The organism is Streptomyces sp. NBC_01197 (assembly GCF_036010505.1).
Classification (GTDB): domain Bacteria; phylum Actinomycetota; class Actinomycetes; order Streptomycetales; family Streptomycetaceae; genus Streptomyces.
This window is the reverse complement of the sequence record NZ_CP108569.1, coordinates 2259651-2284702: the sequence shown is the minus strand read 5'-3', so window position 1 is coordinate 2284702 and position 25052 is coordinate 2259651. Positions and strand designations below refer to the sequence as shown.

Genomic DNA, 25052 nt, shown 5'->3' with positions numbered 1-25052 from the left:
GCGTTTCGGCTTCATCCGAGAGAGAAGTAGCGCAGCCAGATGTAGGCGGCTGAGATCACCAGGGTGGCGGCGGTGACGACGAGACCGTACTTGGTGAATTGCCAGAAGGAGATGGGGGTGCCGTTGCGTTCGGCGATGCCGAGGACGACGACGTTCGCGCTGGCGCCGATCGCGGTGGCGTTGCCGCCGAGGTCGGCGCCCAGGGCGAGGGCCCACCACATGACGTGGTCGCCGTCGCCGCCCAAGCTGTGAACGAGGTCGCCCGTGATGGGCGCCATGGTGGCAACGTAGGGGATGTTGTCGACGACTCCGGACAGGATGCCGGAGGCCCCGAGGATCAGTATGGAGCCGCCTTGCTCCTTGTCGCCGACCGCGTTGGCGAGGGCTTTGGAGACCTCGCCGATGACGCCGGTGTCGATGAGGCCGCCGATCATGATGAAGAGGCCGGCGAAGAATGCGAGGGTGGGCCACTCGACCTCGGCGAGGACCTCGCCGGTCTCGACGGTGGAGACCGCGACGAGCAGACCTGCGCCGAGGAGGGCGACGATGCTCGGTTCGAAGTGCAGTACGGGGTGCAGGACGAACCCGACGATGACCAGGGCCAGCACGCTCAGGCCCTGGATGAGCAGCCGAGGGTTGCGGATGGCCTCTTTCTCCTCAAGTTCCATGATTTCCGCCGCGCGGTCCTCGTCGTAGCGGAAGGACTTGCGGAAGAGGAACCGGCACATCGCGATAAGTACGAGTGTCAGCAGGGCCGACAGCGGTGCCAGATGGACGATGAAATCGTTGAAGTTCAGTCCGGCGCGGCTGGCGATGATGATGTTGGGCGGGTCGCCGACGAGGGTGGCGGTGCCGCCGATGTTCGACGCGAGTACCTCCGCGATCAGGAACGGAGCGACGGGCAGTGCGAGCCGTTCGCAGACCAGCAGGGTGACGGGTGCGATCAGCAGGACCGTGGTGACGTTGTCCAGCAGGGCCGAGGCCGCAGCGGTGATGATGATCAGCATGGCCATGACCCTGAAGGGCTTGGCCTTCGCCTTCTTCACGGACCAGATGGCCAGGTATTCGAAGAGGCCGGTCCTCTTCAGCACACCGACGATCATCATCATGCCCAGGAGCAGGAAGATGACGTTCCAGTCGATGCCGGAGTCCTCGGAGTAGAACGCCGAGACATCGTCCGTCGCGCCGATCGCGAGCATCAGACCCGCGCCGCCCAGCGCCGCGGCGACGCGGTGGACCTTCTCACTGATGATCAGGGCGTACGTGCCGACGAAGACGGCGATCGCCGCCCAGCTGTGCCAGTCACTCACAAGGCCTCCAACTAGGGGTTTTCGAGAAGCTGATGAAGCAGGTGGGAGGCGGTGATCACGCCCAGCAGACGGGTGCCCCGCTGGTCCTTTTCGGCCACCGCCACCAGAGGGCTGCGGACCTGAGCCATGAGGGCGGCGACTTCCAGGGCGGTGTCGTCGGGGGCGGCGACGGGCGGCGGGCCGGCCTTGGCGGGAAGGCAGTCGCCCACGCTCCGGTCGGCCAGTGCGTGGCCCAGCCGGTCGGCGTGCTTCTCGTCGATGACCGCGGCCAGGGTGGGGTCATCGATCACGTAGCCAGGCACGAGTACTTTGACCAGCTGCGACGCGGGCATGACCGCCACGGGGGCCCCCGCCCGGTCCACCACGAGCAGAGCGGGCAGTTTCTGTTCCGCCATCAGCCGGGCGGCGGCCAGAGCGTCACTGTCGATCAGAACCGTCTCGTACTCCACTGCCAGATCACGTGCGCGCATGGTCGTCTCCCTCTTGCTGGCGCGGGCCGCCCTGTGCGCCGTCATCCTCGGCGTCCGGGATTCCCACGAGGTCATTGACGTGGAACATACGGGCAACCGGGACATCGGTGCTGCTGTGCGCCACGATCGAGAAGGCGATGCATACGGCGATGAGCGTGTACGCCTGCTCGGCGTGTGGAATTCCCGACTGGAGCACCAGCAGCCCGTAGACCACGGAGGCGAAGCCCTTCGGGCCGAACCAGGCCGCGGCCAGCTTTTCCCGTCGGTCGATCCGCGTCCCGATCAGGGAGAGCAGCAGGGACGCCGGGCGGATGACCACGATCGCCAGCACCACGGCCACGTATCCGCCGACTGAGAGGTCGTTGAAGAGGTGCGGGGTGAGCAGCGCGCCGAATACCAGCAGTGCGGCGAACTTGGCCAGTTCGGCGAGGGATTCGCCGAGGGGTTCGAAGGCGCGTTTGGCCTCGGGGGATACGGAGGTCAGGACCGCGCCGGCGGAGAACGCGGCGAGGTAGGGGTTGGCGTGGGTGAGATGGCACAGGGCGTAGAGGGTGATGCCGGTGGCCAACGGCAGCAGAGGCTGGAGTTTGGGCTCCGCCCCGAGCAACGGGAGCCGGGTGACGGCGTTGACGAGGAGCGGGATCACGATGCCCAGGACCAGACCGAGAGCGAGCTCGACACCGATCTTCGAAGGTGACGCCTCCGCGTGGGCACCTGCCACCGGGCCGGCCGCGGCGATCAGCAGCAACACGACAGGCAGGGCAAGCCCGTCGTTCACACCGCTCTCAACGTTCAGCAGCTGGCGCAGCCTGGCCGGGACTTCCCTGCGTCCCACGATCGCCGAGGCGAACACCGGGTCGGTCGGCGCCAGTACCGCACCGACCAGGAAGGACGTAGTCCAGTCCAGGCCCACGAGGTAGTGGGTGACCAGGGCCATGAAGGCGAATGCGAGAGGCATGCCCAGGCCCAGTGCGCGAGCCGGGTTCCTCCAGGCGCGGCGCAGAGCGGGGAAGGACACGTGCATGCCGTCGGTGAACAGCACGGCGAAGAGTGCGAGATCGGCGGTCACCGACACGATGTCGCTGCCCGGCGTGATGTGGATCAGCCCGAGGGCGCCGTCGCTGACGAGAGCGCCGCCGGTCAGGAAGAGGAACGAGGTGGAGAGCACAGTACGGGCCGCGAGCCCGGACAGCAGGACCGCGACCAGCAGGGCGACACCGAATACGGCGATGAGTACCACGAGAACAGGCCCCCGATCGGCAGAGCTCTGAGCCGGAGACCCTTGGAGCGGATCCCCTTGCTCGCCGACCAGACTTCCCGGCACACCGTGGTGAACCGTACAGGTTCTTTACCTGTCTTTGGCAGCTCCGTGATCCGCAGAGATGGGGCGAAGCCTTGCCGGGGTCCGGCAATGTCCTGGACTGTCCTATTTCCTGTGCAGGACGGGTGGGGAACCGGGCGCCATTGACGGCGGTCCGGGAAACACCTGCCGGGACGGCCAGAACACCGCGGCGATGTGGTCTGGGGCCGTGCCGGCCAACGTTTGCGCTGACCGCGACGTGATGCAGTACTAAGTGTCGGTCGGGCGGGCTCTGCACTGCCGGATGGTCGCCACCTTCGCCTCGAATTTGGGGTCGTGCCAGCGGGCGGTGAAGGCACCCGGAACCGTGAGCGGCCGGCCCTGAACTCGGCGGATGCGCACGTCCGACCACGTGCCACTCCGTCTTGTGCGGCAACGTTTCTCAATCCCCGTAACCTCGCTCCAAGGCACTGACCTGTGCCTGAAGAGGGTGCGTAACTCCATGCCCTGGGAGGTGAGGAGCGTCGCGCCCGTCCCCTGGCTGACCATGGAGATGAGTGCGAGCAAGTCGAAGACGGCGACCCCTCCGATCCACCACCACCGCTCTGGTGCCGGTTCAGTGAGCCCAGCCGCCACTGCCATTCCGGCGAAGGTCAGCATCACAAACCCGGCCCGCCACCAGTACCTACGGCGCTCAGTGGCATCGAGTCGTATCCATGTCTGAGGAGGCACAGCCCGGATGTTACCGGCGGCTGACGCTCCTGCTACCCCCTTCAGCCGAGCATCGCGACAGCGCGAGTGTTGCCTGCTGCTGCACGGGCTCTGCCAGCGCACGGCACGTCGCAGCCAGCCTGTACGCAGGTCAAAGGTGGCTCCGACCTGACAACGTTTGCATAATGCAAATGTAGAGAGAGGGGGCGCCGTGATGATCGGCACCAGAACGAGGGAGACATCCGAGGAGGCGGCGCCAGGGGCGCCGGGCACTCGATCGTGGAAGGCCGCCGCCCTCAGCGCGGCCCGTGAGACCCACGGGGGGCTTGCGGTACTCGCCGTGCTGATCGGTGCGGGCGCGGGGCTGGGATCGATTGTCTTCCGCTGGCTGATCAAGGTCTTCACGGAGGTCTTCTCCGGGCACGCGGACTACGCGGGAGCGGGGCATGTGGCGAACCCTCATGTGCCGTGGCTCGGTCCGTTCTTCGTACTGGTCGCGCCGGTCGTCGGGGGGCTGTTGTACGGGCCGCTGGTCGACCGGTTCGCCAAGGAGGCGCGTGGCCACGGTGTGCCGGAGGTGATGCTTGCGGTCTCCCAGCGCGGGGGGCGTATCAACGCGAGTGTCGCGGTCGTCAAGTCGCTGGCCTCGGCCCTGACCATCGGCTCCGGCGGGTCGGTCGGCCGTGAGGGGCCCATCGTGCATCGGCTCCGCGCTCGGTTCCACACTGGGACGGTTGACCAGGGTCACCGAAGGGCGGATGCGGCTGCTGGTGGCGTGCGGAGCCGCGGGTGGTATCGCCGCCACCTTCAACGCCCCCCTGGCAGGGGTCTTCTTCGCGATGGAGCTGATCCTGCGGGACTTCGCGATCGAGTCGTTCGGGGCGGTCGTGGTGTCCAGCGTGACCGCGAGCGTGATCGGACGCGCCGCGTTCGGCAACGTCGCCTTCCTGAACCTGCCCGCCTTCCACGTGGAACACGTCGTCCAGTACGGGCTGTTCGCCCTGCTCGGCGTCGCCGCCGGCGCGGTCGGCATCGGCTTCACACGCATCCTTTACCTGGTCGAGGACGCCTGCGACTGGGCCTGGCGGGGCCCGGAATGGCTGCGCCCGGCGGCGGGCGGCCTGCTGCTCGGCGTGGTCCTGCTGGTGCTCCCTGAGATGTACGGAGTCGGATACCCGGTCCTGGAGAAGGCGACCGAGGGCGGATACGCGGCGGCGTTCCTGCTCCTTCTGCTTGTGGGGAAGATCGTCGCGACCAGTGTGACCATCGGCATCGGCGGTTCGGGCGGGGTCTTCGCACCGAGCCTGTTCATCGGTGCGATGCTGGGCGCCGCTTACGGGGCCGGTGTGCACGCACTGATGCCCGGTACAGGCGGAGAGGTCGGTGCCTACGCGCTGGTCGGGATGGGCGCGGTGTTCGCCGGGTCCGCACGTGCCCCCATCACCGCCGTGGTCATCCTGTTCGAGCTGACCGGCGAGTACTCGATCATCCTGCCGCTGATGCTGGCCATCGCCACGGCGACACTGACCAGCAAGCTCCTCAGCCGGGACACCGTCTACACCCTCAAGCTCAGCCGCCGCGGCATCGACCTGGACGCACCGGCACCCGGTGCGGCCATCGGCTCCCAGCAGGTCGGCGAGGTTATGGAGAAGGTCCCCGACCCGCTGCCCGCGGCCACGAAACTGTCCGCGGCCGCGCTGCTGCTCTCCCGCTCCGAGCACGGCGTGCTGCCCGTGTTCGACGAGGACGACCGGTACCTGGGCACAGTGACGGCCCGCGCCGTCGCGGAAGCCCTGTCCGAGACCCCCGACGGAGAACCGGGAGCGCCGGCCACCGCGGGCGACCTGACCGAGCTTCCCCACCCCATAACAGCGGACATGCCGCTGGCCACCGCCCTGCGCGGCCTGGTCTCCTCGCCCGGCACGGGACTCCCGGTCCTCGACGCCGACCGGACCCGCCCCGTCGGCTGGATCAGCCACCAGAGCGCGCTGCGCGTCTTGCACCCCGTACCCGCCTGAGCCCCGTCGGGCCTTCGGTGGCTCACCGGGGGCCCGACGCCTCCAGGCGGACGAAGGGGATGAGCTCGCCCGCCCGCTGGAAGCTCTGCGGGTTCCCGTCGCTGGGCAGCCCCATGTACCGGCAGAGAATCCGTGCCGCGCGGGGATGCTTCGGTGCGTACGCGGCCATGATCCGGCCGCCCTCCTCCGGGCTCAGGAAGCGGGCGTCCACGGCGTGGAAGCGGCGGCCGGTCTGAATGGTGGCCTGCGGGGCGTGGCGCAGATTCCGGTACCAGTGCGCCTGGGGTCCGAAGCCGGATGCCACGGTCCACGTCCGCTGCTCCGGGTCGTGCGCGACGACCTCGATGACAGCCCGGCGCTGTTGCCCCGAGACGCGGCCCGTGTGGATGAGCAGCAGCATCCGTCTCCCGAACAGAGGCCCCAGCCCCATGCGGTAGAGGCCGACCGGCAGTCTCGCCAGGGTCCGGCGCCAGCCGGTGGGCCGCCGGGGGCGGTGCGGTTCGTCGGGCCAGGGAGTCACGGAGCACCTCTCGTGTACACCAGTACGGTCGGACCGGGTCGGTGCCGAAACGGAGCGACACACGTAAAATACTTCGGCTGGCAAACCTTTGCACAGTCCAAATATGTTGGAGAGGGTGGGCGGTCGATGAGGCGAGGAGAGAGACCGGTCATACGTGTCGCGGCCTCCCCCGGTCCCCGGCAGGCTGAGACCGCTCCGCGGGCCACGCCGCCGGTACCGGACCTGCCGGACGGACAGCACACCGAGTCACCTCTGGGGCTGCTGGCGGCTCTGCCCTTCGTGGTCATGACGGTGATCGCGCTGGTGGACGTGGCGGCGGGATCGGGTGTCGGCCTGCTGCCGATGGTCTCTCTCGGCCCTGCCTTCGCATGTCTGACCGGCGGCCGTCGGCGTGCTGGCCCTCGCGCTGTGCGCCGCGCTCGGGCTGTACGACGGACTGTTCGACGAGCGCCGCGGGTTCACCGCTGTCGCATCCGTCGCCGGCGTGACCATCGCGGGCCTGGCCGCCACTGTGATTCGCCAGCGCCGTGAGAGCGAGCTCGCGAACATGCGGTCCATCGCCGAAGTCGCCCAGCGGGTGCTGCTGCGACCGGTGCCGCGCGCCGCAGGACACCTGCGGGCTGCTGTCTCCTACACCTCGGCCGTAGCGGAGGCCCGGATCGGGGGCGACCTCTACGAGGTGGTCACCGCACCGACCGGGGTACGCGTGATCATCGGAGACGTCCAGGGCAAGGGCCTCGGAGCGGTCGAGACCGCGGCGGTGGTACTTGGCGCCTTCCGGGAGGCAGCCCACGACGAACCCGACCTGACCGAGGTCGGGGCCAGGGTGGAACGGGCCGCCGACCGCGCACTGAACGGAGAGAAATTCGTCACCGCGATCATCGCCGAGATCAGCAGGGAACGCGGAGCGGTATTCCTCAACTACGGCCACCCGCCACCGCTGCTCGTACGGACCGACGGCACGGCCGTCTTCCCGGAGCCACCGGAGTACGCTCTCCCGCTGGGCCTGGGCATCCACGGTACGGCCCCGCCGCAGCCCTTCCGGGTCGACTTCGGCCCTGGAGACCAGCTGCTCCTCCACACCGACGGCGTCACAGAGGCCCGCGACCCCTCCGGGACGTTCTACCCACTGGTTGAACGGACCGGGCTGCTCAAGGATCCGGACCTCGACTTCGCGTTGGAGGCCCTCCACCAGAACCTGCTGGACCACGTGAATGGACCGGTACACGACGACGCTGCCATGCTGCTGCTCCGCTACCGTGCATAGCACAGCGGGCCCGCCCCCTCCGGGCCCGGACGCAGTGCGGAAGAAGAAGCAACCATGACCGAGCAAGCTCAGCCCGCGCCAGCCATGGCCGACGTCGATGCCGTGGCCAGGGCGGTACTGACCTCGTCTCGCTTGCTGGTTGCCGTCTCAGCCCGCTCCCTCGCCGCCGTCGAGGACCGCGTCACCCTCCCGCAGTTCCGGCTGATGGTCGCCCTTTCGACCCACGGGACTGCCAAACTTGTCGTCCTCGCCGAGATGCTCGGCGTGAACCCGTCGACCGCGATGCGCATGCTGGACCGCCTCATCACGGCAGGACTTGCAGACCGCAGGATCAATCCGGAAGACCGGCGCGAGACCCTCCTCGGCCTCACCGACGAGGGACGGCAGCTGGTGGAGGAGGTCACAGCCCGGCGCCGTACGGAGATCACCACCATCGTCGAACGGCTCGCACCCGAACAGAGGGCCGCCCTGATCGACGCGTTGACCGCATTCGCTGAGGCCGGGGGCGAACCCGCGGCCCCCGACGATGACGTGTCTCTGTATCCGCTGGGCTGGTCCAGCACGCAGGCCAGCCACGTCCACTGAGCCCAGCCCAGGCACGAAGATTCACCCGTGAGCCCTGGTTGGATATGAACGCGTTAGCCGGGTATCCGCCGCACCGGCCACAGAGAGAGCCATGTGCCCAGGGATGAAGGTGGGGCCCGTGCAGCGCTGCTGCACCGGTTCTCGGTAGCCGCGTACGTGGGGCGTGTCGGTGTGCCCCGTACCGCGCTCCTGCCGGAAGGGTTCAAAGATGATCCACGCCGTACTGCACGCACTGTCGATCACGGGTTCCATGGCCTGGGAGATCGCCTGGGCCCTGATCCTGGGCTTCACTCTGTCCGCCGTAGTCCAGGCCATCGTCCGTAAGTCCACCGTCGTGTCCCTGCTCGGCGACGACCGCCCCCGAACCCTCGCCATCGCCGCCGGTCTCGGTGCCGCCTCGTCCTCGTGCTCCTACGCCGCGGTGGCCCTGGCCCGCTCGCTGTTCCGCAAGGGCGCGAACTTCACCGCCGCGATGGCCTTCGAAATCGCCTCCACCAACCTCGTCGTGGAACTCGGCGTCATCCTTGCCCTCCTGATGGGCTGGCAGTTCACTGCGGCGGAGTTCGTCGGTGGCCCCCTCATGATCGTCGCCTTGGCCGTGCTGTTCCGTCTGTTCCTGCGGGACACACTTCTGCGCCGGGCAGGGGAACAGGCCGAACGCGGACTGACCGGAGCCATGGAAGGCCACGCAGCGATGGACATGTCAGTCCAGCGCGAGGGCTCCTTCGTTCGTCGGCTGCTGTCCCGCGAGGGCTTCACCTCCACCAGCCACGTCTTCGTCATGGAATGGGCGGCGATCCTTCGCGACCTGGTGATCGGACTGCTCATCGCGGGAGCCATCGCAGCCTGGGTGCCTGATTCGTTCTGGCGGACGTTCTTCTTCGACGGTCACCCACTGGCCTCCAAGCTCTGGGGCCCGGTCATCGGCCCGTTGGTCGCGATCGCCTCCTTCGTCTGCTCGATCGGCAATGTGCCTCTCGCGGTAGTGCTGTGGAAGGGCGGGATCAGCTTCGGCGGTGTGGTCTCGTTCGTCTTCGCGGACCTGCTGATCCTCCCGATCCTGAACATCTACCGGAAGTACTACGGAGCGAAGACGGCCCTCTTCCTGCTCGGCACCCTCTACCTCGCCACGGTCGTGGCCGGCTACATCGTGGAGTTCATCTTCGGCGGGCTCCGCCTCATCCCCGACCAGGCCGACGCCAGAGTCCCCATGGGAGGAGCCACCTGGAACTACACCACCTTCCTCAACATCGCCTTCCTCATCCTGGCCGCCGCTCTCCTCATCCGGTTCTTCCGTACCGGTGGCCGAAGCATGCTCGGGATGATGGGCGACACCCCCAGTTCCGGGCATGACCACGAAGGCTCCGCTGACGGCAATCATCATCAGCGCCACGTCCACGAAGCTGATGACGGTGGAGAGCCTGGTCCTTCCTGAGCCCCACGGGGGCGGACGCCGAATCTCGTCAGGAGCGATCGTCTCGGTGCTGCTGCCAGAGCCGTGCGGCGTCGAGCAAGTTCGTCGCCCAGTCATCTGGGGCGGCGTCCGCGATCTCTTCCCAGAGGTTCGCGCTGGCGTGGGCGAAAGCATCCACTGCTTGAGGTGGTGCCAATGACCAGGCGGGTAGAGACGTGACCGACTCTTCTGCGTCTGTCGGTGTGTGACCTGCCGCGATCAGCCAGATGATCCAGTAGGCCGGACCGAGCCAGGCGGCTCCGCGGGTTGCCCAGCCCCAGTCGACGAGGTGGGCGCGGTGGCCAGCGATGAGGATGTTGTGGTTGTTCCAGTCGGTGTGGAGCAGGGCGTCGCCTTGGAAGGCGTCCGCCTCGCCGGGGTGCAGCACGTAGTTGGCCAGGCGCTGTTCGGCGTGGCGGAGTTCGATGTCAGGGCAGGGGAGGGCGGCGAGGTCTCGGAGCACGTCCAAGACTTTGGTCAGGTCAGGGGAGCCAGGTGCGTAGTCGGCGTGACGTCCCACGATGCTCTCGAAGCCGAGGACGTCCCAGCCGTCGACGATGACGTGAAAGAGAACACGCGGGGCAAGGGGGGTGACGTATGGGTTGACATCTGCCTCGCGCTGCTGGGTCCAGACCCAGCGGTGGCCGGTACGCAAGCCCTTGAGGAAGACGGTTCTGCCAGTGGTGTGTGCACGTGCGGAGAGAGAGCTGTTGAGACCGGTATTGATGTTCTCGATTCTGCGGATCGGGCCGGTCTCGGCCTCGATGGCCGTACGGACCGCGGCGGGGAGTTCATAGAAGGTGATCGGGGCTGCGGGCATGGTGGCGAGGCTTCCAGATATGCGTGCCGACAGGGGCTTCCGGCGCGACGTGCGACCGGAAGCCCCGTGGCCGAATGGTTAGTTGTACGGGTTGTCGTCACCGCAGCCGGACACAGTGGCGTCGGCGAAGGTGTCCACGTCTTCGATGAGGGTGATCTCCTCATCGGGCTCGGACGGCGGGCGGATGGGGGCGATTTCGACTGCTACGGCGGTCATGGCTCAGCTCCTTGTTGTCGCGTGCTGGCAGTACCTGTCCAGTGGTGCCTTCGCCTCCTGGTAGACCTTGGCCAGCGGTCGGCATACCCGGCAGGTGCCGGAGAGCTGACAGCCGGTGCAGCCACCGGTGCGAAGCATCAGGGAGTCGGCGACGCCGGCGAGGCGGCTCAGGCCCTCGACTCCCTGGTCATGAGGGGGATCGCGTCGTCACGGCCGACCTTGCAGATGGAAGCCATTCCGTGCGGGTCGACGTGGAAGAAGGTGTGGCCGGCGTTGCAGCCGTTGAAGGGCTTGCGGTCGGCGAGGTGGTCCGGGGCCTGGGTGGCGAGGGTTTCCGCACCGCCGTAGATGGTCGGTGACATATGGGTGTACTCGCGGTACGGCAGCGCGTAGCGGCGAAGGCGCGTATGAGGTCGGCCTCGTGGACGTTGTGCCGCGTGATGATCAAGGCCAGGTCGAGAGGCAGCTCGGCCTCGTGGGCTGCGTCCAGTCCTTTGACGAACATGCGGTACGCGCCCCGACGCCGGGTCAGCCCATCAGGATGGAGGAGGGTGAACCCCTCAACTACCGCCGCTGGAAGACCGAATGGAATTGTGCTCGCCGTGCGCTCCAGGCAGCGGAGAACGAGGCGGCCGAGCGTGAGGGCCGCAAACCCGTCGAGCTGCCGCACCTGGTGACCCACGACCTGCGGCACCTCTACGCCTCCGCGCTCATCGCGGGCGGGGCGAGCGTCAAGCAGGTCCAGATGGTACTCGGCCACGCGTCCGCCGTCATCACCCTGCGGATCTACGCGCATCTGTGGCCGGGCGAAGAAGACCGCACCCGCTCCGCCATGGACGCCGTGCTCGGCGGCCTGCGGACCGGGTGCGGGCAGGTGGGCGACGTGACCAGCGAGATCGCGGGTCAGGTGGCCCAGCCAGAGATCAAGCCTTCTTGGTCTCCCAGAAGATCTTGTCGATCTGGGCGATGTAGTCCAGCGCCTTCTGGCCCGTGGCCGGGTCCGTCGAGCCCTTGGCCGTCGACAGCGCCTTGAGGGCGTCATTGACGAGCTGGTGGAGCTCGGGGTACTTCTCGAAGTGCGGCGGCTTGAAGTAGTCGCTCCACAGCACCGATACGTGGTGCTTGGCGAGCTCCGCGCGCTCTTCCTTGATGACCGTGGCGCGGGCCCGGAAGTGCGGGTCCTCGTTGGCCTGGTACTTCTCCTGTACGGCCTTGACCGACTCGGCCTCGATACGGGCCTGGGCCGGGTCGTACACGCCGCAGGGGAGGTCGCAGTGGGCGCTGACCTTCACCTTGGGGGCAAACAGGCGGGAAAGCATGGAGCTGTCCTTCCTCGTGATCGTCTTCTCGGGTGGGACATTACTCCGTGAGAAGCCCGATTTCGCGAGTGCCCCCTGAGGCTTAGGACAAAAGTCCAGGGTCAGTATGGGACTGGTGGACGATCGGACCGGGAGGTACCGGATGACGGATCAGGGGCGGGAGACGCGGGCTCTGTTGGGATTGGCGGAGGTGACGGGGCCGTCCATGGTGCCCACCCTGCTCCACGGTGACCAGCTGCTGGTGCACTACGGCGCCGGTCTCAGGCCGGGCGACGTGGCCGTGCTGCGCCATCCGCTGCAGCAGGATCTGCTGATCGTGAAACGGCTGATCGAGCGACGCGACGGCGGCTGGTGGGTGCTGGGGGACAACACGCACGCCGAAGGCGTGGACAGCCGCGCGTTCGGCACCGTTCCTGAGGAGTTGCTGCTCGGGAGGGTGCGGGCCAGATACCGGCCCATCATGCCGGGCCGTCAGCGCTCGGCCGCCGTGGTGCTCTCCTGGCTGGCGTCGGCGGTGCGGCCGGTACTGGCGGACCGTGACGTCTCCAGGCGCTTGCGCGCGCGGTAGGCGGCCACGTTGGCGCGGGTCGCGCAGCGGTCCGAGCAGTAGCGCCGGGAGCGGTTTGTCGATGTGTCGAGATAGGCATTGCGGCACGGCGCTGCCTCGCACAGCCCGAGCCGGTCCACCCCGTACTCGGTGAGATGGAAGGCGAGCCCCATCGAGGCGATGGCCGCGTAGCCGGACGTCGCGTTGGACGGGTGGTCGGCCAGGTGCATGTGCCACAGCGGCCGGTCGTCGTCGTCGCGGTGGTCGTGCCCCGAGATCTGCGGCGAGACCGGGAACTCCAGCAGCAGCGAGTTGAGCAGGTCGACCGCGAGAGTCTCGTCCCCTTCGTCCGCTGCCCTGAACACGGCGCGCAGCCTGCCCCTGACCGAGCGGAAGCGGGTGACGTCGGCGTCCGTCGCGCGGCGGGCCGCGGACGCGTTCGTGCCGAAGAGCTCGCGTACCGCTTCGACCGAGGTGAGGGAGTCCTTGTTGCGGGCCGGCTCCTCGGTGTTCACCAGGCGCACGGCGTAGTCCGAGTAATAGGCCAGTTCCACTTGTAGTCCTTACGGAGGCGGTCTAGTGTCGACGAGCGGGCGGCCGTAATGGCTGCTCATCCTTCGAGGGTATTACTTGGGTACTGAGTGGTGCTGTGGACGGGTTCGCAGCGGTCGGATCAGTGGAGGAAGCAGTGGCGGAGTCGGTGGCGGGTACGGACTGGCAGTCCTGGCAGGAGAGCTGGGACCGGCAGCAGGAGTGGTACATGCCCGACCGTGAGGAGCGGTTCCGGGTCATGCTGGACATGGTCGAGGCCCTGGTGGGACCTGCTCCCCGGGTGCTGGATCTCGCATGCGGTACGGGAAGTATCACGGATCGGCTGCTGAAGCGGTTCCCCGGAGCCACCAGCACGGGCGTGGATCTCGATCCTGCGCTGCTCGCGATCGCAGAGGGCTGCTTCGCCGGTGACGACCGTGTCACCCTGGTGGCCGCCGATCTCAAGGACCCCGCCTGGACCGGGCTGCTGCCGCACCAGGAGTACGACGCCGTGCTCACCGCGACCGCGCTGCACTGGCTGCACACCGAGCCGCTCGCCGCGCTCTACGGGCAGATCGGCTCCCTCGTCGTGGACGGCGGCGTGTTCATGAACGCCGACCACATGACCGACGACGGGACGCCGCGGATCAACGCGGCCGAGCGCGCCCACCGGCACGCCGCCATGGACCGCGCCAGGGCCGCGGGCGCCCTCGACTGGGCGGACTGGTGGGCCCTGGCCGCCAAGGACCCCGTCCTCGCGGGACCGACCGCCGAGCGGTACCGGATCTACGGCGAGCACGCGGAGGGGGACACACCGTCCGCCCGGTGGCACGCGGACACCCTGCGCGCGGCGGGCTTCGCGGAGGCGCGGCCTGTCTGGGCCTCCCCGTCCGACACCCTGGTGCTCGCCGTGAAGTAGCCGGGCACCGGAGGCTCCGACGGTCCCCGACGGCCCGGCGGGCGTGCGGAAGGCCCGGCGTGCGTCCGGCGTGCGTGCGGAACGTGAAGGGGGGTACGGGCGCGTCGGCCCGTACCCCCCTTCACGTACGCCTGGTGCGACCGCTCACAGCACCTTCGACAGGAACGACTTCGTCCGATCGTGCTGCGGGTTGGTCAGCACGTCCCGCGGGTGGCCCGACTCGACCACCACACCGTCGTCCATGAAGACCAGCGCGTCGCCGACCTCCCGCGCGAAGCCCATCTCGTGGGTCACGACGACCATCGTCATGCCCTCGTCCGCGAGGCCGCGCATCACGTCCAGGACGTCACCCACCAGCTCCGGGTCGAGCGCCGACGTCGGCTCGTCGAAGAGCATCAGCTTCGGCTCCATCGCCAGCGCGCGGGCGATGGCCACCCGCTGCTGCTGGCCGCCGGAGAGCTGCGTCGGATAGCTGCCGGCCTTGTCGGAGAGCCCGACCCGGTCCAGCAGCCGCTCGGCGCGGGCGCGCGCGACGGCCTTGGCCTCACCGCGCACCTGGACCGGCGCCTCCATCACGTTCTCGATGGCGGTCATGTGCGGGAAGAGGTTGAAGCGCTGGAAGACCATGCCGATGTCCCGGCGCTTCAGGGCGACTTCGCTGTCCTTCAGCTCGTAGAGCTTCTCGCCCTTCTCGCGGTAGCCGACCAGGTCCCCGTCGACGTACAGCCGTCCGGCGTTGACCTTCTCCAGGTGGTTGATGCACCGCAGGAACGTGGACTTGCCGGAGCCCGACGGGCCGATGAGGCAGAACACCTCGCGCGGGGCGACCTCAAGGTCGATCCCCTTGAGTACCCGAGTCGGTCCGAAGGACTTGTGGACGCCCTCGGCCTTCACCATCGCCGTCGTGCCCTCGGTCTTCACCATCGCGGTCATGCGGACACCCCCGAGCGGTTGCTGAAGGAAGCCAGGTTCGCCTTGATCCGCTGGAGCGGGGTCAGCGGCAGGCTGCGGCTGGAGCCGCGCGCGTAGTAGCGCTCCAGATAGAACTGGCCGATGGAGAAGATGGTCGTGAGCACCAGATACCAGGCGGCGGCCAGGAACAGCATCTCCACCGCTGCTCCGGACGTCTGCCCGATGTCCTGGGCCGTCCGCAGCAGTTCGTAGAACTGCACCGCGGCCACCAGCGAGGTGGTCTTCAGCATGTTGATGACCTCGTTGCCGGTCGGCGGCACGATGACCCGCATCGCCTGCGGGACCACGATCCGCCGCAGCGTCCTGGCATGACTCATGCCGAGCGCGTGCGCGGCCTCCGTCTGGCCCTCGTCGACCGCGAGCAGCCCGGCCCGGCAGATCTCCGCCATGTACGCGGCCTCGTTCAGGCCGAGACCGAGCAGCGCCGTCAGAAGCGGCGTCATAAAGCTCGACCAGTAGTCCTTGTAGATCGGGCCGAGGTTGATGTACGTGAAGACCAGGCCCAGGTTGAACCAGACCATCAGCTGGACCAGGACCGGAGTGCCCCGGAAGAACCAGATGTAGAACCACGCGATCGACGAGGTCACCGGGTTCTTCGACAGCCGCATCACCGCGAGGACGATGCCCCCGACGATGCCGATCGCCATGGAGAGCACGGTGAGCAGCAGCGTCTGGCCGACACCGTGGATGATCCGGTGGTCGAAGAAGTAGTCCGGTACCGCGCCCCAGTTGATCTTGCCCTGGGAGAACGCGTAGACGATCGAGGCCAGCAGGGCCACGGCGACCACCGCGGCGACGTACCGTCCGAAGTGCCTGACCGGGATGGCCCTGATGGTTTGCGGTCCGGTGGGGGGTGCGTCGACCGCGCCGCCCAACTTTTCCATGTCAGCAGTCATAGGTGATACCTCTCAGCGCCGGCGTCCGGTCAGGATCCGCCGTTGACCTTGGCCGCGGTGACCGCGCCCTGCTCGGCGCCCCACTTCGCCAGGATCTTGTCGTACGTGCCGTTCTTGATGATGGCGTTCATCGCCTGCTGGACGGCCTTGGTGAGCTGGTCGTTCCCCTTCGCGACCGCGATGCCGTACGGGGCTGCCTGGACCGTCGGGCCGACGATCTGGAAGTCCTTGCCGCCGCCCGAGGTCTTCACCGCGTACGCGGCGATGGGGGAGTCGGCCGATCCGGCGTCCGCGCCGCCCGAACGGAGGTGGGTCTGGGCCTGCTGGTCGTCGTCGTAGGCCTGGATGGAGAGCTTCTTTCCGGCCGGACACTTCTTCGCCTGCGCCTTGGCGAGGTCGTTGGAGACCGTGCCGCGCTCCATGACGATCGTCTTGCCGCACAGGTCGGACCAGTTCTTGATGCCCTCGTCCTTGCCCTTCCGCGTGTAGATGGAGACGCCGGCGCTGTAGTAGTCGACGAAGTCGACGCCGGCGCCGACCTTCTTGCCGTTCTCCACACCGTTCTGCCGGTCCTTGGTGTCGGTCATCGCCGACATCGCGACGTCGTAGCGCTTGGCCCGCAGACCGGTGACCAGGGTGTCGAACGTGCCGTTCTCGAACTGGAACGTCACCCCGAGCTGCTTACCGAGCGCCGCGCCCAGGTCGGGGTCGATCCCGGAGACCTTGCCGGAGCTGTCCTTGAACTCGACGGGGGCGTACGCGATGTCGGAACCGACCTTGACGGTGCCCTTGGCCCGGATGGCCTGCGGCAGCAGATGCGCGAGCGGGGCGGCGGACGAACCCGTGCTGTCGTTCTTGGTCTGGTCGCCGCAGGCGGTCAGCAGCAGTGCGCCGGCGACCGCGATCGCGCCGACCGCGGCTGTCCGGGAGTTCATTGCGGCCGTGCGGCGCGTGGAGCGTGCGGTCATGGTGGTGGTCCTCCGGCGGATCGGACAGCTGAATGCTGGCGCCGCGGCACACGGGGTTCCGGTGCCACGACCAGGTGTGGATGACGGCATCTTGCCAGCCGCACTGGCCCAATCAGGCGGCTGGGCATGTCAAAATCGGGTAACGGGTCACCCCCGTTCTCCACTTGGCCGGTACGGCACGACCGGACCATCTGCTGGCAAACGCACCTTCCGCCGGAGGATCTCCGGTCTGCCCCGCGCCGTTCCGGGGCGCGTCTCGAAGGATGGACTTGTACCGTGGAACCGGGCCCAGCTGCCCGGATATCCCGCTATGAGCCATCTCACCGTGTCGGTGCGGACTCGATATGGACTCGTCCGATGTGCGGTCCATCCGGTAGAACAGACGGTTACACCCCTCATCCGGGGCTCAGGGCGCGTGTGCGGCGCGCCCGCGCGTATGTACCTCCCCCCGCCCGGCGGGCCAACCGGCCGCGCGGGGCACATACGCGGTGCCCGCCCACCCCTCCTCAACCAGGAGTGGCCACCCTCAACTGATGAAGACTTAAGGGGTAACAACCAATGGCAGCGGAGATCGTCAATCCTCGCAGCGAAAGTGTCAGCGCTTCCTCGCAGGACGGAGAGCCCTTCGACCCGGTGTTCGCCCTGCATCGCGGTGGCAAGATGGCCATCCAGGCCACGGTGCCGGTGCGCGACCGGGACGATCTGTCCCTCGCGTACACGCCCGGTGTCGCCAAGGTGTGCAGCGCCATCGCCGAGAAGCCGGAACTCGTCCACGACTACACCTGGAAGTCGCAGGTCGTGGCCGTCGTGACGGACGGTACGGCGGTGCTGGGGCTGGGTGACATCGGCCCGGAGGCATCCCTTCCGGTGATGGAGGGCAAAGCCATCCTCTTCAAGCAGTTCGGTGGTGTCGACGCCGTTCCGATCGCGCTGGCGACGACCGACACGGACGAGATCATCGACACCGTGGTGCGGCTCGCCCCGTCGTTCGGCGGCGTGAACCTGGAGGACATCTCCGCGCCGCGCTGCTTCGAGATCGAGCGCAGGCTCCAGGAGCAGCTTGACATCCCGGTCTTCCACGACGACCAGCACGGCACCGCCGTCGTCACCCTGGCGGCCCTGCGGAACGCGGCCATCCTCACCGGTCGCTCGCTGGGGCAGCTGCGCGCGGTCATCTCGGGTGCGGGCGCTGCGGGCGTCGCCATCGCGAAGATCCTCATCGAGGCCGGAATCGGCGATGTCGCGGTGTGCGACCGCAAGGGCATCGTCTCTGCGGACCGCGAGGACCTGACCGAGATCAAGCGGGAGGTCGCGGGTTTCACCAACAAGGCGGGCCTGACCGGCACGCTGGAGACCGCGATGTCCGGTGCGGACGTCTTCATCGGGGTTTCGGGCGGTACGGTCCCCGAGCCCGCGGTCGCCTCGATGGCCGAGGGCTCATTCATCTTCGCGATGGCCAACCCGAACCCGGAGATCCACCCGACGGTCGCCGCCAAGTACGCGGCTGTCGTCGCCACCGGGCGCAGCGACTTCCCGAACCAGATCAACAACGTGCTGGCGTTCCCGGGCATCTTCGCCGGTGCGCTCCAGGTGCGGGCCTCGCGGATCACGGAGGGCATGAAGCTCGCCGCCGCCGAGGCGCTGGCGGCCGTGGTGGCCGATGAGCTGAGCGCGGACTGCGTGATTCCGTCGCCGTTCGACGAGCGGGTCGCTCCGGCGGTCACCGCGGCGGTGGCGGCCGCGGCGCGCGCGGAGGGCGTGGCCCGGCGCTGAGGCCGCCCCGGGGAGCGAGGGGCCGGCGAGGCCCCTGCACCCCGGACCAGTGCAGGCAGCGTCACACCTGTGGCCGGTTCCGTACGGAACCGGCCACGCCTATGGTCGGGGCATGTTCGCCGCCTACGCAGCCCGCATCGATCGCGACCACCCTCTCAACGGCCTTGAGCTGGGGGAGCGTCCGGCCCCCGAGGCCCGGCCCGGCTGGACGACCGTCGACGTCAGAGCCGCCTCACTCAACCACCACGACCTCTGGTCGCTCCGCGGTGTGGGGCTCGCCGCCGACAAGCTGCCGATGATCCTCGGCTGTGACGCCGCAGGGATCGACCAGGACGGCAACGAGGTCGTCCTGCACTCCGTCATCGGGCAGAGCGGTTACGGGGTCGGGCCCAAGGAGGGGCGGTCCATCCTGACGGAGAAGTACCAGGGCACGTTCGCCGAGCGGGTCACCGTCCCCGAGTGGAACGTGCTCCGCAAGCCGAAGGAGCTGAGCTTCGAGCAGGCCGCCTGCCTGCCCACCGCCTGGCTCACGGCCTACCGGATGCTCTTCACCAACGCCGGTGTGCGACCCGGCGACTCCGTACTCGTCCAGGGCGCGGGCGGCGGTGTGGCGACCGCCGCCATCGTCCTCGGGAAGGCGGCGGGCCTGAGTGTGTACGCCACCAGCCGGGATGAGGCCAAGCGCCAACGGGCCGTCGAGCTCGGCGCGGTGGACGCCTTCGAGCCGGGTGCGCGGCTGCCCCAGCGGGTGGACGCCGTCATCGAGACCGTGGGGGCGGCCACCTGGTCGCACTCCGTCAAGTCGCTCAAGCCGGGCGGCACCCTGGTGATCTCGGGCGCCACCAGCGGCTCCGACCCGGCGTCGGCCGAACTCACCCGGATCTTCTTCCTGGAGCTCAGGGTCGTCGGCTCGACCATGGGGTCCAAGGACGAGCTGGAGGACCTGCTCTCGTTCTGCGCGGCCACCGGGGTACGGCCCGTCGTCGACGAGGTGCTGCCGCTCGACCGGGCCCGCGAGGGCTTCGAGAAGATGGCGTCGGGCGAGCTCTTCGGCAAGGTCGTGCTGACCGGGTCCTGACCTGCTTCTGTGGGCGACCGGCACCCCGTACTCCTCACCCGGAGTGCGCGGCAGCCGCTGACCGGGCACTGCCGTCGGGTCGTTGTCAATGAAGGCTGACGGCCGCCATCTGCTGCTGGCCCTCATCGAGCAGGCCGGGGTGGCCGCGGGCGCCCTGGCGGCGTGCGGGTGTCGTACGAGGGTGTCGGAGCGCGTACTGCGGGGCAGCGGGGCGACGGGCTGCCGGGCGCGGCGTGACGGAACCGGACTGTGCCGGCCCCATTTCTCGCGGGGCTCGCCCCTTGACACCGCGACGCCTGTTGTGGCTGGTCAGGGCGGTGAATGGGCCTTTTTGACCCTCCGTCATAGTGGCCGCCATGGACTATGACGTAGTGGTGGCCGGAGGCGGCCCGGTGGGGTTGATGCTGGCCTGCGAGCTCCGGCTCGGAGGCGCGCGGGTGGCCGTCCTGGAGCGCCTCACCGAAGTGGACCCGACGATCAAGGGCGGGGCGATCACCACGCCCAGCGCCGAGGCGCTCTACCGCCGGGGCATGCTGCCCGCGCTGGCCGAGGCGCAGCGGCAGACGATGGACCGCTTCCAGGCGTTCATGCGCGAGCGGAACGGCGGGGACGGAGGCGGGGCCGCGGGCCAAGGGCTCGGGTTCGTCGGCCACTTCGCCGGAATCATGCTGCGCGCCGACCTGGTCGACCGTACGGAGCCGGACCTCCGCAACGCCGGACCGGCCGCCGAGATCGCTTTCGTGGCGCAACAGGACATCGAGCGGCTGCTCGGCGGGCGGGCGGACGAGCTCGGCGTCGACGTGCGCCGGGGAGTGGAGCTGACCGGCTTCGACGCGGACGACAGGGCCGTCACCGTGCGGACCAGCCACGGGGCCATACGCGCCGGCTGGCTCGTCGGCTGCGACGGCGGCCGCAGCCCGGTCCGCAAGCTCGCGGGGTTCGAATTTCCCGGTACGGAACCGGAGGTCACCTGTCACCAGGCGGTCGTGGAGATGACCGGCAGCGAGGACCTGAACGTCGGCTGGACCGCCACGGACACCGGGGTGTACGCCCACGGGCCGATGCCGGGCCGCATCGTCACCGTGGAGTTCGACGGTCCGCCGGCCGACCGGGACGCTCCGGTCACCGCCGAGGACCTCCAGGCGCGATTGCGCCGTGTATCCGGCGTGGACGTCACGATCACCGGGGTGCGGACTGCGACCCGCTTCACCGACCACGCCCGCCAGGCCACCGAGTACCGCAAGGGCCGGGTGCTGCTGGCGGGAGACGCGGCGCACGTGCACTCCGCGTTCGGGAGCCAGGGGCTGAGCCTGGGTATCGGGGACGCGATGAACCTCGGCTGGAAGCTCGCCGCGACGATCGGGGGCCGGGCGCCCGAAGGTCTGCTGGGCACCTACACCTCCGAGCGGCACCCGGTCGGTGCGTGGGTCCTGGACTGGACGCGGTCCCAGGTCGCGGCCATGCGCCCGGACCCGCAGTCCCGGGCTCTGCGCGAGATCGTCAGCGACCTGGCGGGAACGGTCGTGGGCACCACGTACCTCACCGCGCGGCTCAACGGTGGCGGGTTGAGGTACCAGCTGCCGGGCGAGCACCCGCTGACCGGCCGCAGCGCCCCGGACCTCGAACTCACCGACGGCGGCCGCCTCGCGCACCACCTCCACGGCGGCCGGGCGCTCCTGCTCGACCTCACCGACGATCCGGAGCTCCGGGCGCTCGCGGCGGGGTACGCCGCCCGCGTCGACACCCTGACGGCCGGCTGCCCGGCCCGCCCGGAACTGGCGGCGGTCCTCGTCCGTCCGGACGGCTTCACGGCGTGGGCGGCCGACGCGGGGGCGCCGACGTCGACGGCCGGGCTGGCGGAGGCGCTGGAGAAGTGGTTCGGAGTGCCAGAGGGCACGGTGACACGGGGCTGATCCCGGCGGTGACGGTCACCGCACCCGGTCACCTCACCGGTGGCGTCCGGGTCGCGCAGCGGGCGCAGGCCGCCCGGCAGTTGGGGGAGCTGGAACGAGTACCGGCGCCCCCTCCGGCAGTTGCCGGAGGGGGCGAGGGTCTGGCCCGTCGTCCCGGCCCCGTATCCGGGCCGGCGACTCATCCCCGGCTTACGCCCCGGGGCCGCGCAGTGCGGCGCCGATGTGGGCTGCCGCCGCCGACAGGTGCCGCCTGGCGTCCCGGAGCTGGCTGTCCGTGACGCCGTGATCGCGTGCCGCGTCCCGGATATCGTCGCGGAAGCGGTCGAGCAGCCGGTCCAGGTCGCGGGCCGGGTTGCCGGATGGCTCCTCGTGCGCCCAGTCCGGCTCGGGCGCCGGGCGGCCGTCCTCCCTGTCCACGTCGGTCTTGCCCAGGCCGACGGGGGCTGCGGTGTCCGGGCCGGCGCTTGTCTCCGTACCGGCACCGGGAGCCGCGCCCGTACTGGTGCCGTCCGTACCGGCCGTGGTGCGCGCACCGGAGTCCGTATCCGTACGGGTTCCCGCCCCCGGCTCCGCGGTCCGCCCGAAGCGTCCCAGCTCCCGGGTGAATTCGGCGAGGCCCTCGCGCACCCCGGCGGGCCAGTCGCCACGTGCGAAGTGGTCCTGGACCTGCTCGGCGACCCGCTGCAGCTGCTCGCGGGCGTAGTCCTGGGCCTCCCTGGCCTGGCGGCGTGCCTGCTGGGCGTCCTCGCGGGCGCGGCGGGACTCGTCCTTCGCCCGGCGCGCCTGCTCCTTCCACTCCAGCTTGGCGCGCTTGAAGTCCTCCTTGGCCTGGCGCCAGCCCTCCTTGTCGGTCCAGTTCCCGTCCAAGAAGTCGGAGGCGTCCGGGAATCCGGGGAACGGTTTCCCCGCGCCGGAGCCGCCGCCCGGGCCCGCGTCCGCCGTCCGGCCGCCGCCCGCCGCACCGGCCGATGTCCTGCGCGCCTCCTTCGCGGCCTGGCGGATCTCGCGCCGCAGGTCGTTCGCCGAGCCGCTGACGTCGGCCCGGATCTCCGCTGCGAGTTCGGATACCGACTCGCGGATCTCCATCTCCAGGTCGGCCAGTTCACCGCTGCGGCCCGCCAGTTCGGCGCGCCCTGCCTCGGTGATCGAGTACACCTTCCGGCCGCCTTCCGAGGCGTGGGTGACCAGTCCCTCCGCCTCCAGCTTGGCGAGACGCGGATACACGGTGCCCGCGCTCGGCGCGTAGAGCCCCTGGAAGCGCTCCTCCAGGAGCCTGATCACCTCGTAGCCGTGGCGCGGTGCCTCGTCCAGCAGCTTGAGGAGGTAGAGCCGCAGTCGGCCGTGGGCGAAAACGGGGGCCATGTCAGAGCACCTTCTCGGCGATGTCGTCCTGTGCGGGCCTGCGCAGCAGGGCGATGGCCCCGCTCACGGTGGTCGCCCGGAGGCTGCCGGTGCCCGCGCCGAGGGTACCGGTGATCTTCTTGGCACCCCACTGGCCGCTGACCCGCAGATCCTCGAAGGCGTTCGACACGGCGCCGCTCGTGGTGTTCGCGCTGACCCTGGCGTCCGTCAGCGGGGCCAGCCGGATGGCGACCTCGCCGGAGACGGTGTTGAGGGCGATGTCGGTCGGCCTGCCGGTCGCGTCGAGATCGACGACCATGTCGCCGCTCACCGATTCTCCCCGTACGGACGAGCCGGTCCCCTCGATCACGGTGAGGTCCCCGGAGACGGAGTGGAAGCGCAGATCGCCGCTGACGGCCTGGGCCTCGACGTTCCCCGAGACGGTCCCGGCGAGAACGGTGCCGGAGAGGCCGACCAGGGCGGTGTCGCCGGAGACCCCGCGGACCTCCGTACGCCCCCGGATCCCGGAGACGACCGCTGCCGCGCCCACCACGCCGACCTCGACCCGCGCCGACGCGGGCACCGTGAGCGAGACCACGGCGTTGCGGCGCCAGCCCTTGCGGTCCAGCCACTTCAGGAAGCCCTTCCAGGGCAGGTCCTCGTAGGCCACGGTCAGCGTGCCGTTCTCCAGAGTCACGATCAGCGGCGGCCCGTCGACCCCGGAGATCTCCAGCCGGGCGCCCCCCTGCTCGTTCAGTACGGCGTCGTCGGTGCCCACGACATTGACCGTGCCGTTGACGATGCGCACGTTCAGTGCCGTCACGGGTTCCTCGAAGGAGAGCTTCTGCGGCTCCGACACTGACCTCTCGGACATGGAACTGACCTCCACGGGTCGGATGCGACGCAACATATCGCGTCTTCTGAAGAACACGATATATCGCGGATAGGTGAAGTCAAGTGCGCGGGTGGAATGCGCGGAACTGTCCTAGCGTGGGGCTATGTCAGAGAACGCCACAGGTGCCCTGCTGCTCTGCCGGGCGGACCCGGCCGCCGTACGGCCGGCGGCCCGGGTGCTGGGGGAGCAGCTGCTCCTCGCCCCGGCGGGCGAGCAGTGGAGCGTGCTCGTCCCCGAGGGGAAGCCCTGGCTGCACGGGGAGGAACCGGTCGACCGGGTGGCCGGCGGCTGGGTCACCACGCTCGCGGTCGCGTCGGACTGGCCGGTGCTCGCCCTCTGGTGGGACTGCGACCGGGCGGGCCTCACACTGGCCTCCGGATTCCGGCGGCCGGTCGGCTATGTGTGGCGCGCGGACGGCACGCCGGTCGGTGAGGACGGGGCGATGCGCACGTTCGGCGCACGGCTGCGGCTCGATCCCGTACTGGATCTCCAGGCGCTGACCGAACTCACCGTCCCGGACCCGCTCGCCGACTCACGCTCCCGGCTGACCGGCCTGACCGCGGTCCTCGCCCGGGCCGGCCTCGCGCTGCCCACCGGTCTCACGCCCGGTGACCCCGCCGACCGGCTGCGCGAGGTGGCCAGGGTCCACCCGGCCACCGGTCGGATCGATCCGACCGGTCTGCGGGAGACCGTACGGGCGGAGCTCGCCGCCTTCGAGGACGGCGCGCTCGGCCCCTGGCTGCGCGGCCCGCGGGCCCGCGCGCTCGGTGCGGCCCAGCTGGCGGCCGGCGTCCCGCTCGCGCTCTGGGGCTTCAGCCGCCGCAGGGGAGGCTGGACGGTGGCGGCCGCCCTGCTGATGGCGCACGGGGTGCTGGGCCTCGCGTACGACCGGATGCGGGCGGGCACCTGAGCGGAGTGCTGCCGGACAGGACCTCGTGCCGCGGCCTACGCGTCGTCGTCCTCGTCCTCGTCGTCCAGCCGGGCCAGCCAGGTCGCCAGGCGCTCGACCGGGACTTCGAAGTCCGGGTTCAGGTCGACGAACGTACGCAGCTGCTCGGCGAGCCACTCGAAGGTGACCTCCTCCTCGCCCCGCCGCTTCTCCAGTTCCTCGATGCCGCGGTCGGTGAAGTACACGTGTCGCTCCTGATGCGTTCCGGATGTTCCTTGTTCAGATTATGCGAGGCACCGGGCCGTCCGCCGCGCGGTCGGTTACGGGCTCCGCGACCCACC

Annotated in this window: 24 protein-coding genes and 3 pseudogenes; 11 read left to right on the top strand and 16 right to left on the bottom strand. The window is 69.4% G+C overall.

From position 1 onward, the window contains the following. Positions 1-11: 11 nt before the first annotated feature. The 4 genes from OG452_RS10200 to OG452_RS10185 all read right to left on the bottom strand — a co-directional run bounded on the left by OG452_RS10200 (position 12) and on the right by OG452_RS10185 (position 3584). Positions 12-1310 carry an ArsB/NhaD family transporter gene (locus tag OG452_RS10200; RefSeq protein ID WP_327295295.1) on the bottom strand — a complete coding sequence of 433 codons (1299 nt, stop codon included), beginning with the start codon at positions 1308-1310 and terminating at the stop codon, positions 12-14. Positions 1311-1321: 11 nt separating this feature from the next. Further along, on the bottom strand, positions 1322-1780 hold the full coding sequence (locus tag OG452_RS10195) for a CBS domain-containing protein (RefSeq protein WP_327295294.1): 459 nt from the start codon (positions 1778-1780) through the stop codon (positions 1322-1324). After that, positions 1767-3020 (bottom strand): cation:proton antiporter, encoded by a 1254-nt coding sequence (locus OG452_RS10190; RefSeq protein WP_327295293.1) that lies wholly within the window; start codon positions 3018-3020, stop codon positions 1767-1769. Before OG452_RS10190 ends, OG452_RS10195 begins: the two co-directional genes overlap by 14 nt. Positions 3021-3350: 330 nt before the next feature. After that, on the bottom strand, positions 3351-3584 hold the full coding sequence (locus tag OG452_RS10185) for a PH domain-containing protein (RefSeq protein WP_327299577.1): 234 nt from the start codon (positions 3582-3584) through the stop codon (positions 3351-3353). Between the two features lie 547 nt (positions 3585-4131). On the opposite strand from OG452_RS10185, the pseudogene OG452_RS10180 reads away from it, so the two are divergent. Next, a pseudogene (locus OG452_RS10180) lies at positions 4132-5809 on the top strand (chloride channel protein). A gap of 22 nt (positions 5810-5831) precedes the next feature. Here OG452_RS10180 and OG452_RS10175 read toward each other — a convergent pair. Continuing rightward, a complete protein-coding gene (locus tag OG452_RS10175; RefSeq protein WP_327295292.1) occupies positions 5832-6329 on the bottom strand; it encodes a nitroreductase family deazaflavin-dependent oxidoreductase in 498 nt (165 codons plus the stop codon). 285 nt (positions 6330-6614) lie between these two features. Between OG452_RS10175 and OG452_RS10170 the strand changes: the two are divergent. The 3 genes and pseudogenes from OG452_RS10170 (at position 6615) to OG452_RS10160 (ending at position 9616) form a co-directional block, all read left to right on the top strand. Further along, positions 6615-7596, top strand: a pseudogene (locus OG452_RS10170) (PP2C family protein-serine/threonine phosphatase). A 54-nt stretch (positions 7597-7650) separates the two neighbouring features. Next, positions 7651-8181: a MarR family winged helix-turn-helix transcriptional regulator gene (locus OG452_RS10165; protein WP_327295291.1), complete on the top strand. Its 531-nt coding sequence runs from the start codon at positions 7651-7653 to the stop codon at positions 8179-8181. A 211-nt stretch (positions 8182-8392) separates the two neighbouring features. After that, a complete protein-coding gene (locus tag OG452_RS10160) occupies positions 8393-9616 on the top strand; it encodes a permease (protein ID WP_327299576.1) in 1224 nt (407 codons plus the stop codon). Positions 9617-9644: 28 nt separating this feature from the next. On the opposite strand, the gene OG452_RS10155 is transcribed toward OG452_RS10160, so the two are convergent. From OG452_RS10155 to OG452_RS10145, 3 genes are all read right to left on the bottom strand, one after another. Continuing rightward, on the bottom strand, positions 9645-10454 hold the full coding sequence (locus OG452_RS10155; protein ID WP_327295290.1) for an aminoglycoside phosphotransferase: 810 nt from the start codon (positions 10452-10454) through the stop codon (positions 9645-9647). A 78-nt stretch (positions 10455-10532) separates the two neighbouring features. Next, the gene (locus OG452_RS10150; RefSeq protein WP_327295289.1) at positions 10533-10670 is read right to left on the bottom strand and encodes a hypothetical protein; all 138 of its coding nucleotides are present in this window, start codon (positions 10668-10670) and stop codon (positions 10533-10535) included. A gap of 167 nt (positions 10671-10837) precedes the next feature. Then, positions 10838-11032 (bottom strand): hypothetical protein, encoded by a 195-nt coding sequence (locus tag OG452_RS10145; protein ID WP_327295288.1) that lies wholly within the window; start codon positions 11030-11032, stop codon positions 10838-10840. 179 nt (positions 11033-11211) lie between these two features. Between OG452_RS10145 and OG452_RS10140 the strand changes: the two are divergent. Next, a pseudogene (locus OG452_RS10140) lies at positions 11212-11583 on the top strand (tyrosine-type recombinase/integrase); the annotation flags it as partial. Between the two features lie 10 nt (positions 11584-11593). Here OG452_RS10140 and sodN read toward each other — a convergent pair. After that, positions 11594-11989 carry a superoxide dismutase, Ni gene (gene sodN / locus OG452_RS10135; protein WP_327295287.1) on the bottom strand — a complete coding sequence of 132 codons (396 nt, stop codon included), beginning with the start codon at positions 11987-11989 and terminating at the stop codon, positions 11594-11596. Between the two features lie 142 nt (positions 11990-12131). Between sodN and sodX the strand changes: the two genes are divergently transcribed. Beyond that, on the top strand, positions 12132-12557 hold the full coding sequence (sodX, locus tag OG452_RS10130) for a nickel-type superoxide dismutase maturation protease (RefSeq protein ID WP_327295286.1): 426 nt from the start codon (positions 12132-12134) through the stop codon (positions 12555-12557). Here the strand turns inward: sodX and OG452_RS10125 are convergent. Continuing rightward, a complete protein-coding gene (locus OG452_RS10125) occupies positions 12461-13090 on the bottom strand; it encodes a CGNR zinc finger domain-containing protein (RefSeq protein ID WP_327295285.1) in 630 nt (209 codons plus the stop codon). The two genes, sodX and OG452_RS10125, sit on opposite strands and share 97 nt — an antisense overlap. 206 nt (positions 13091-13296) lie before the next feature. Here OG452_RS10125 and OG452_RS10120 point away from each other — a divergent pair, with 206 nt between their 5' ends. Beyond that, positions 13297-13986 carry a class I SAM-dependent methyltransferase gene (locus tag OG452_RS10120; RefSeq protein ID WP_327299575.1) on the top strand — a complete coding sequence of 230 codons (690 nt, stop codon included), beginning with the start codon at positions 13297-13299 and terminating at the stop codon, positions 13984-13986. Positions 13987-14130: 144 nt separating this feature from the next. Here the strand turns inward: OG452_RS10120 and OG452_RS10115 are convergent, their stop codons facing one another. From OG452_RS10115 to OG452_RS10105, 3 genes are read right to left on the bottom strand one after another with little or no spacing between them, the layout of a single operon-like run. Next, entirely contained in the window at positions 14131-14919 is a 789-nt protein-coding gene (locus OG452_RS10115) for an amino acid ABC transporter ATP-binding protein (RefSeq protein ID WP_327295284.1), read from the bottom strand. Then, positions 14916-15854, bottom strand: coding sequence for an amino acid ABC transporter permease (locus tag OG452_RS10110; RefSeq protein WP_327295283.1), 939 nt, complete (start codon positions 15852-15854; stop codon positions 14916-14918). Before OG452_RS10110 ends, OG452_RS10115 begins: the two co-directional genes overlap by 4 nt. A gap of 29 nt (positions 15855-15883) precedes the next feature. Continuing rightward, on the bottom strand, positions 15884-16822 hold the full coding sequence (locus OG452_RS10105; protein WP_327295282.1) for an ABC transporter substrate-binding protein: 939 nt from the start codon (positions 16820-16822) through the stop codon (positions 15884-15886). Positions 16823-17380: 558 nt separating this feature from the next. Between OG452_RS10105 and OG452_RS10100 the strand changes: the two genes are divergently transcribed. The 3 genes from OG452_RS10100 (at position 17381) to OG452_RS10090 (ending at position 21586) form a co-directional block, all read left to right on the top strand. Next, entirely contained in the window at positions 17381-18595 is a 1215-nt protein-coding gene (locus OG452_RS10100; protein WP_327295281.1) for an NAD(P)-dependent malic enzyme, read from the top strand. A gap of 112 nt (positions 18596-18707) precedes the next feature. Next, entirely contained in the window at positions 18708-19673 is a 966-nt protein-coding gene (locus OG452_RS10095) for a zinc-binding dehydrogenase (RefSeq protein WP_327295280.1), read from the top strand. 356 nt (positions 19674-20029) lie between these two features. After that, on the top strand, positions 20030-21586 hold the full coding sequence (locus OG452_RS10090; protein ID WP_327295279.1) for an FAD-dependent monooxygenase: 1557 nt from the start codon (positions 20030-20032) through the stop codon (positions 21584-21586). A gap of 189 nt (positions 21587-21775) precedes the next feature. Here OG452_RS10090 and OG452_RS10085 read toward each other — a convergent pair whose 3' ends face one another. Continuing rightward, complete coding sequence (locus tag OG452_RS10085; protein ID WP_327295278.1) at positions 21776-22948, bottom strand: PadR family transcriptional regulator; 1173 nt, start codon at positions 22946-22948, stop codon at positions 21776-21778. Between the two features lies 1 nt (position 22949). After that, a complete protein-coding gene (locus OG452_RS10080) occupies positions 22950-23801 on the bottom strand; it encodes a DUF4097 family beta strand repeat-containing protein (RefSeq protein WP_327295277.1) in 852 nt (283 codons plus the stop codon). A gap of 124 nt (positions 23802-23925) precedes the next feature. Here OG452_RS10080 and OG452_RS10075 point away from each other — a divergent pair, with 124 nt between their 5' ends. Further along, on the top strand, positions 23926-24732 hold the full coding sequence (locus OG452_RS10075) for a hypothetical protein (protein WP_327295276.1): 807 nt from the start codon (positions 23926-23928) through the stop codon (positions 24730-24732). A gap of 35 nt (positions 24733-24767) precedes the next feature. Here the strand turns inward: OG452_RS10075 and OG452_RS10070 are convergent, their stop codons facing one another. Then, positions 24768-24956: a DUF6104 family protein gene (locus tag OG452_RS10070; RefSeq protein ID WP_327295275.1), complete on the bottom strand. Its 189-nt coding sequence runs from the start codon at positions 24954-24956 to the stop codon at positions 24768-24770. Between the last annotated feature and the right edge of the window lie 96 nt (positions 24957-25052).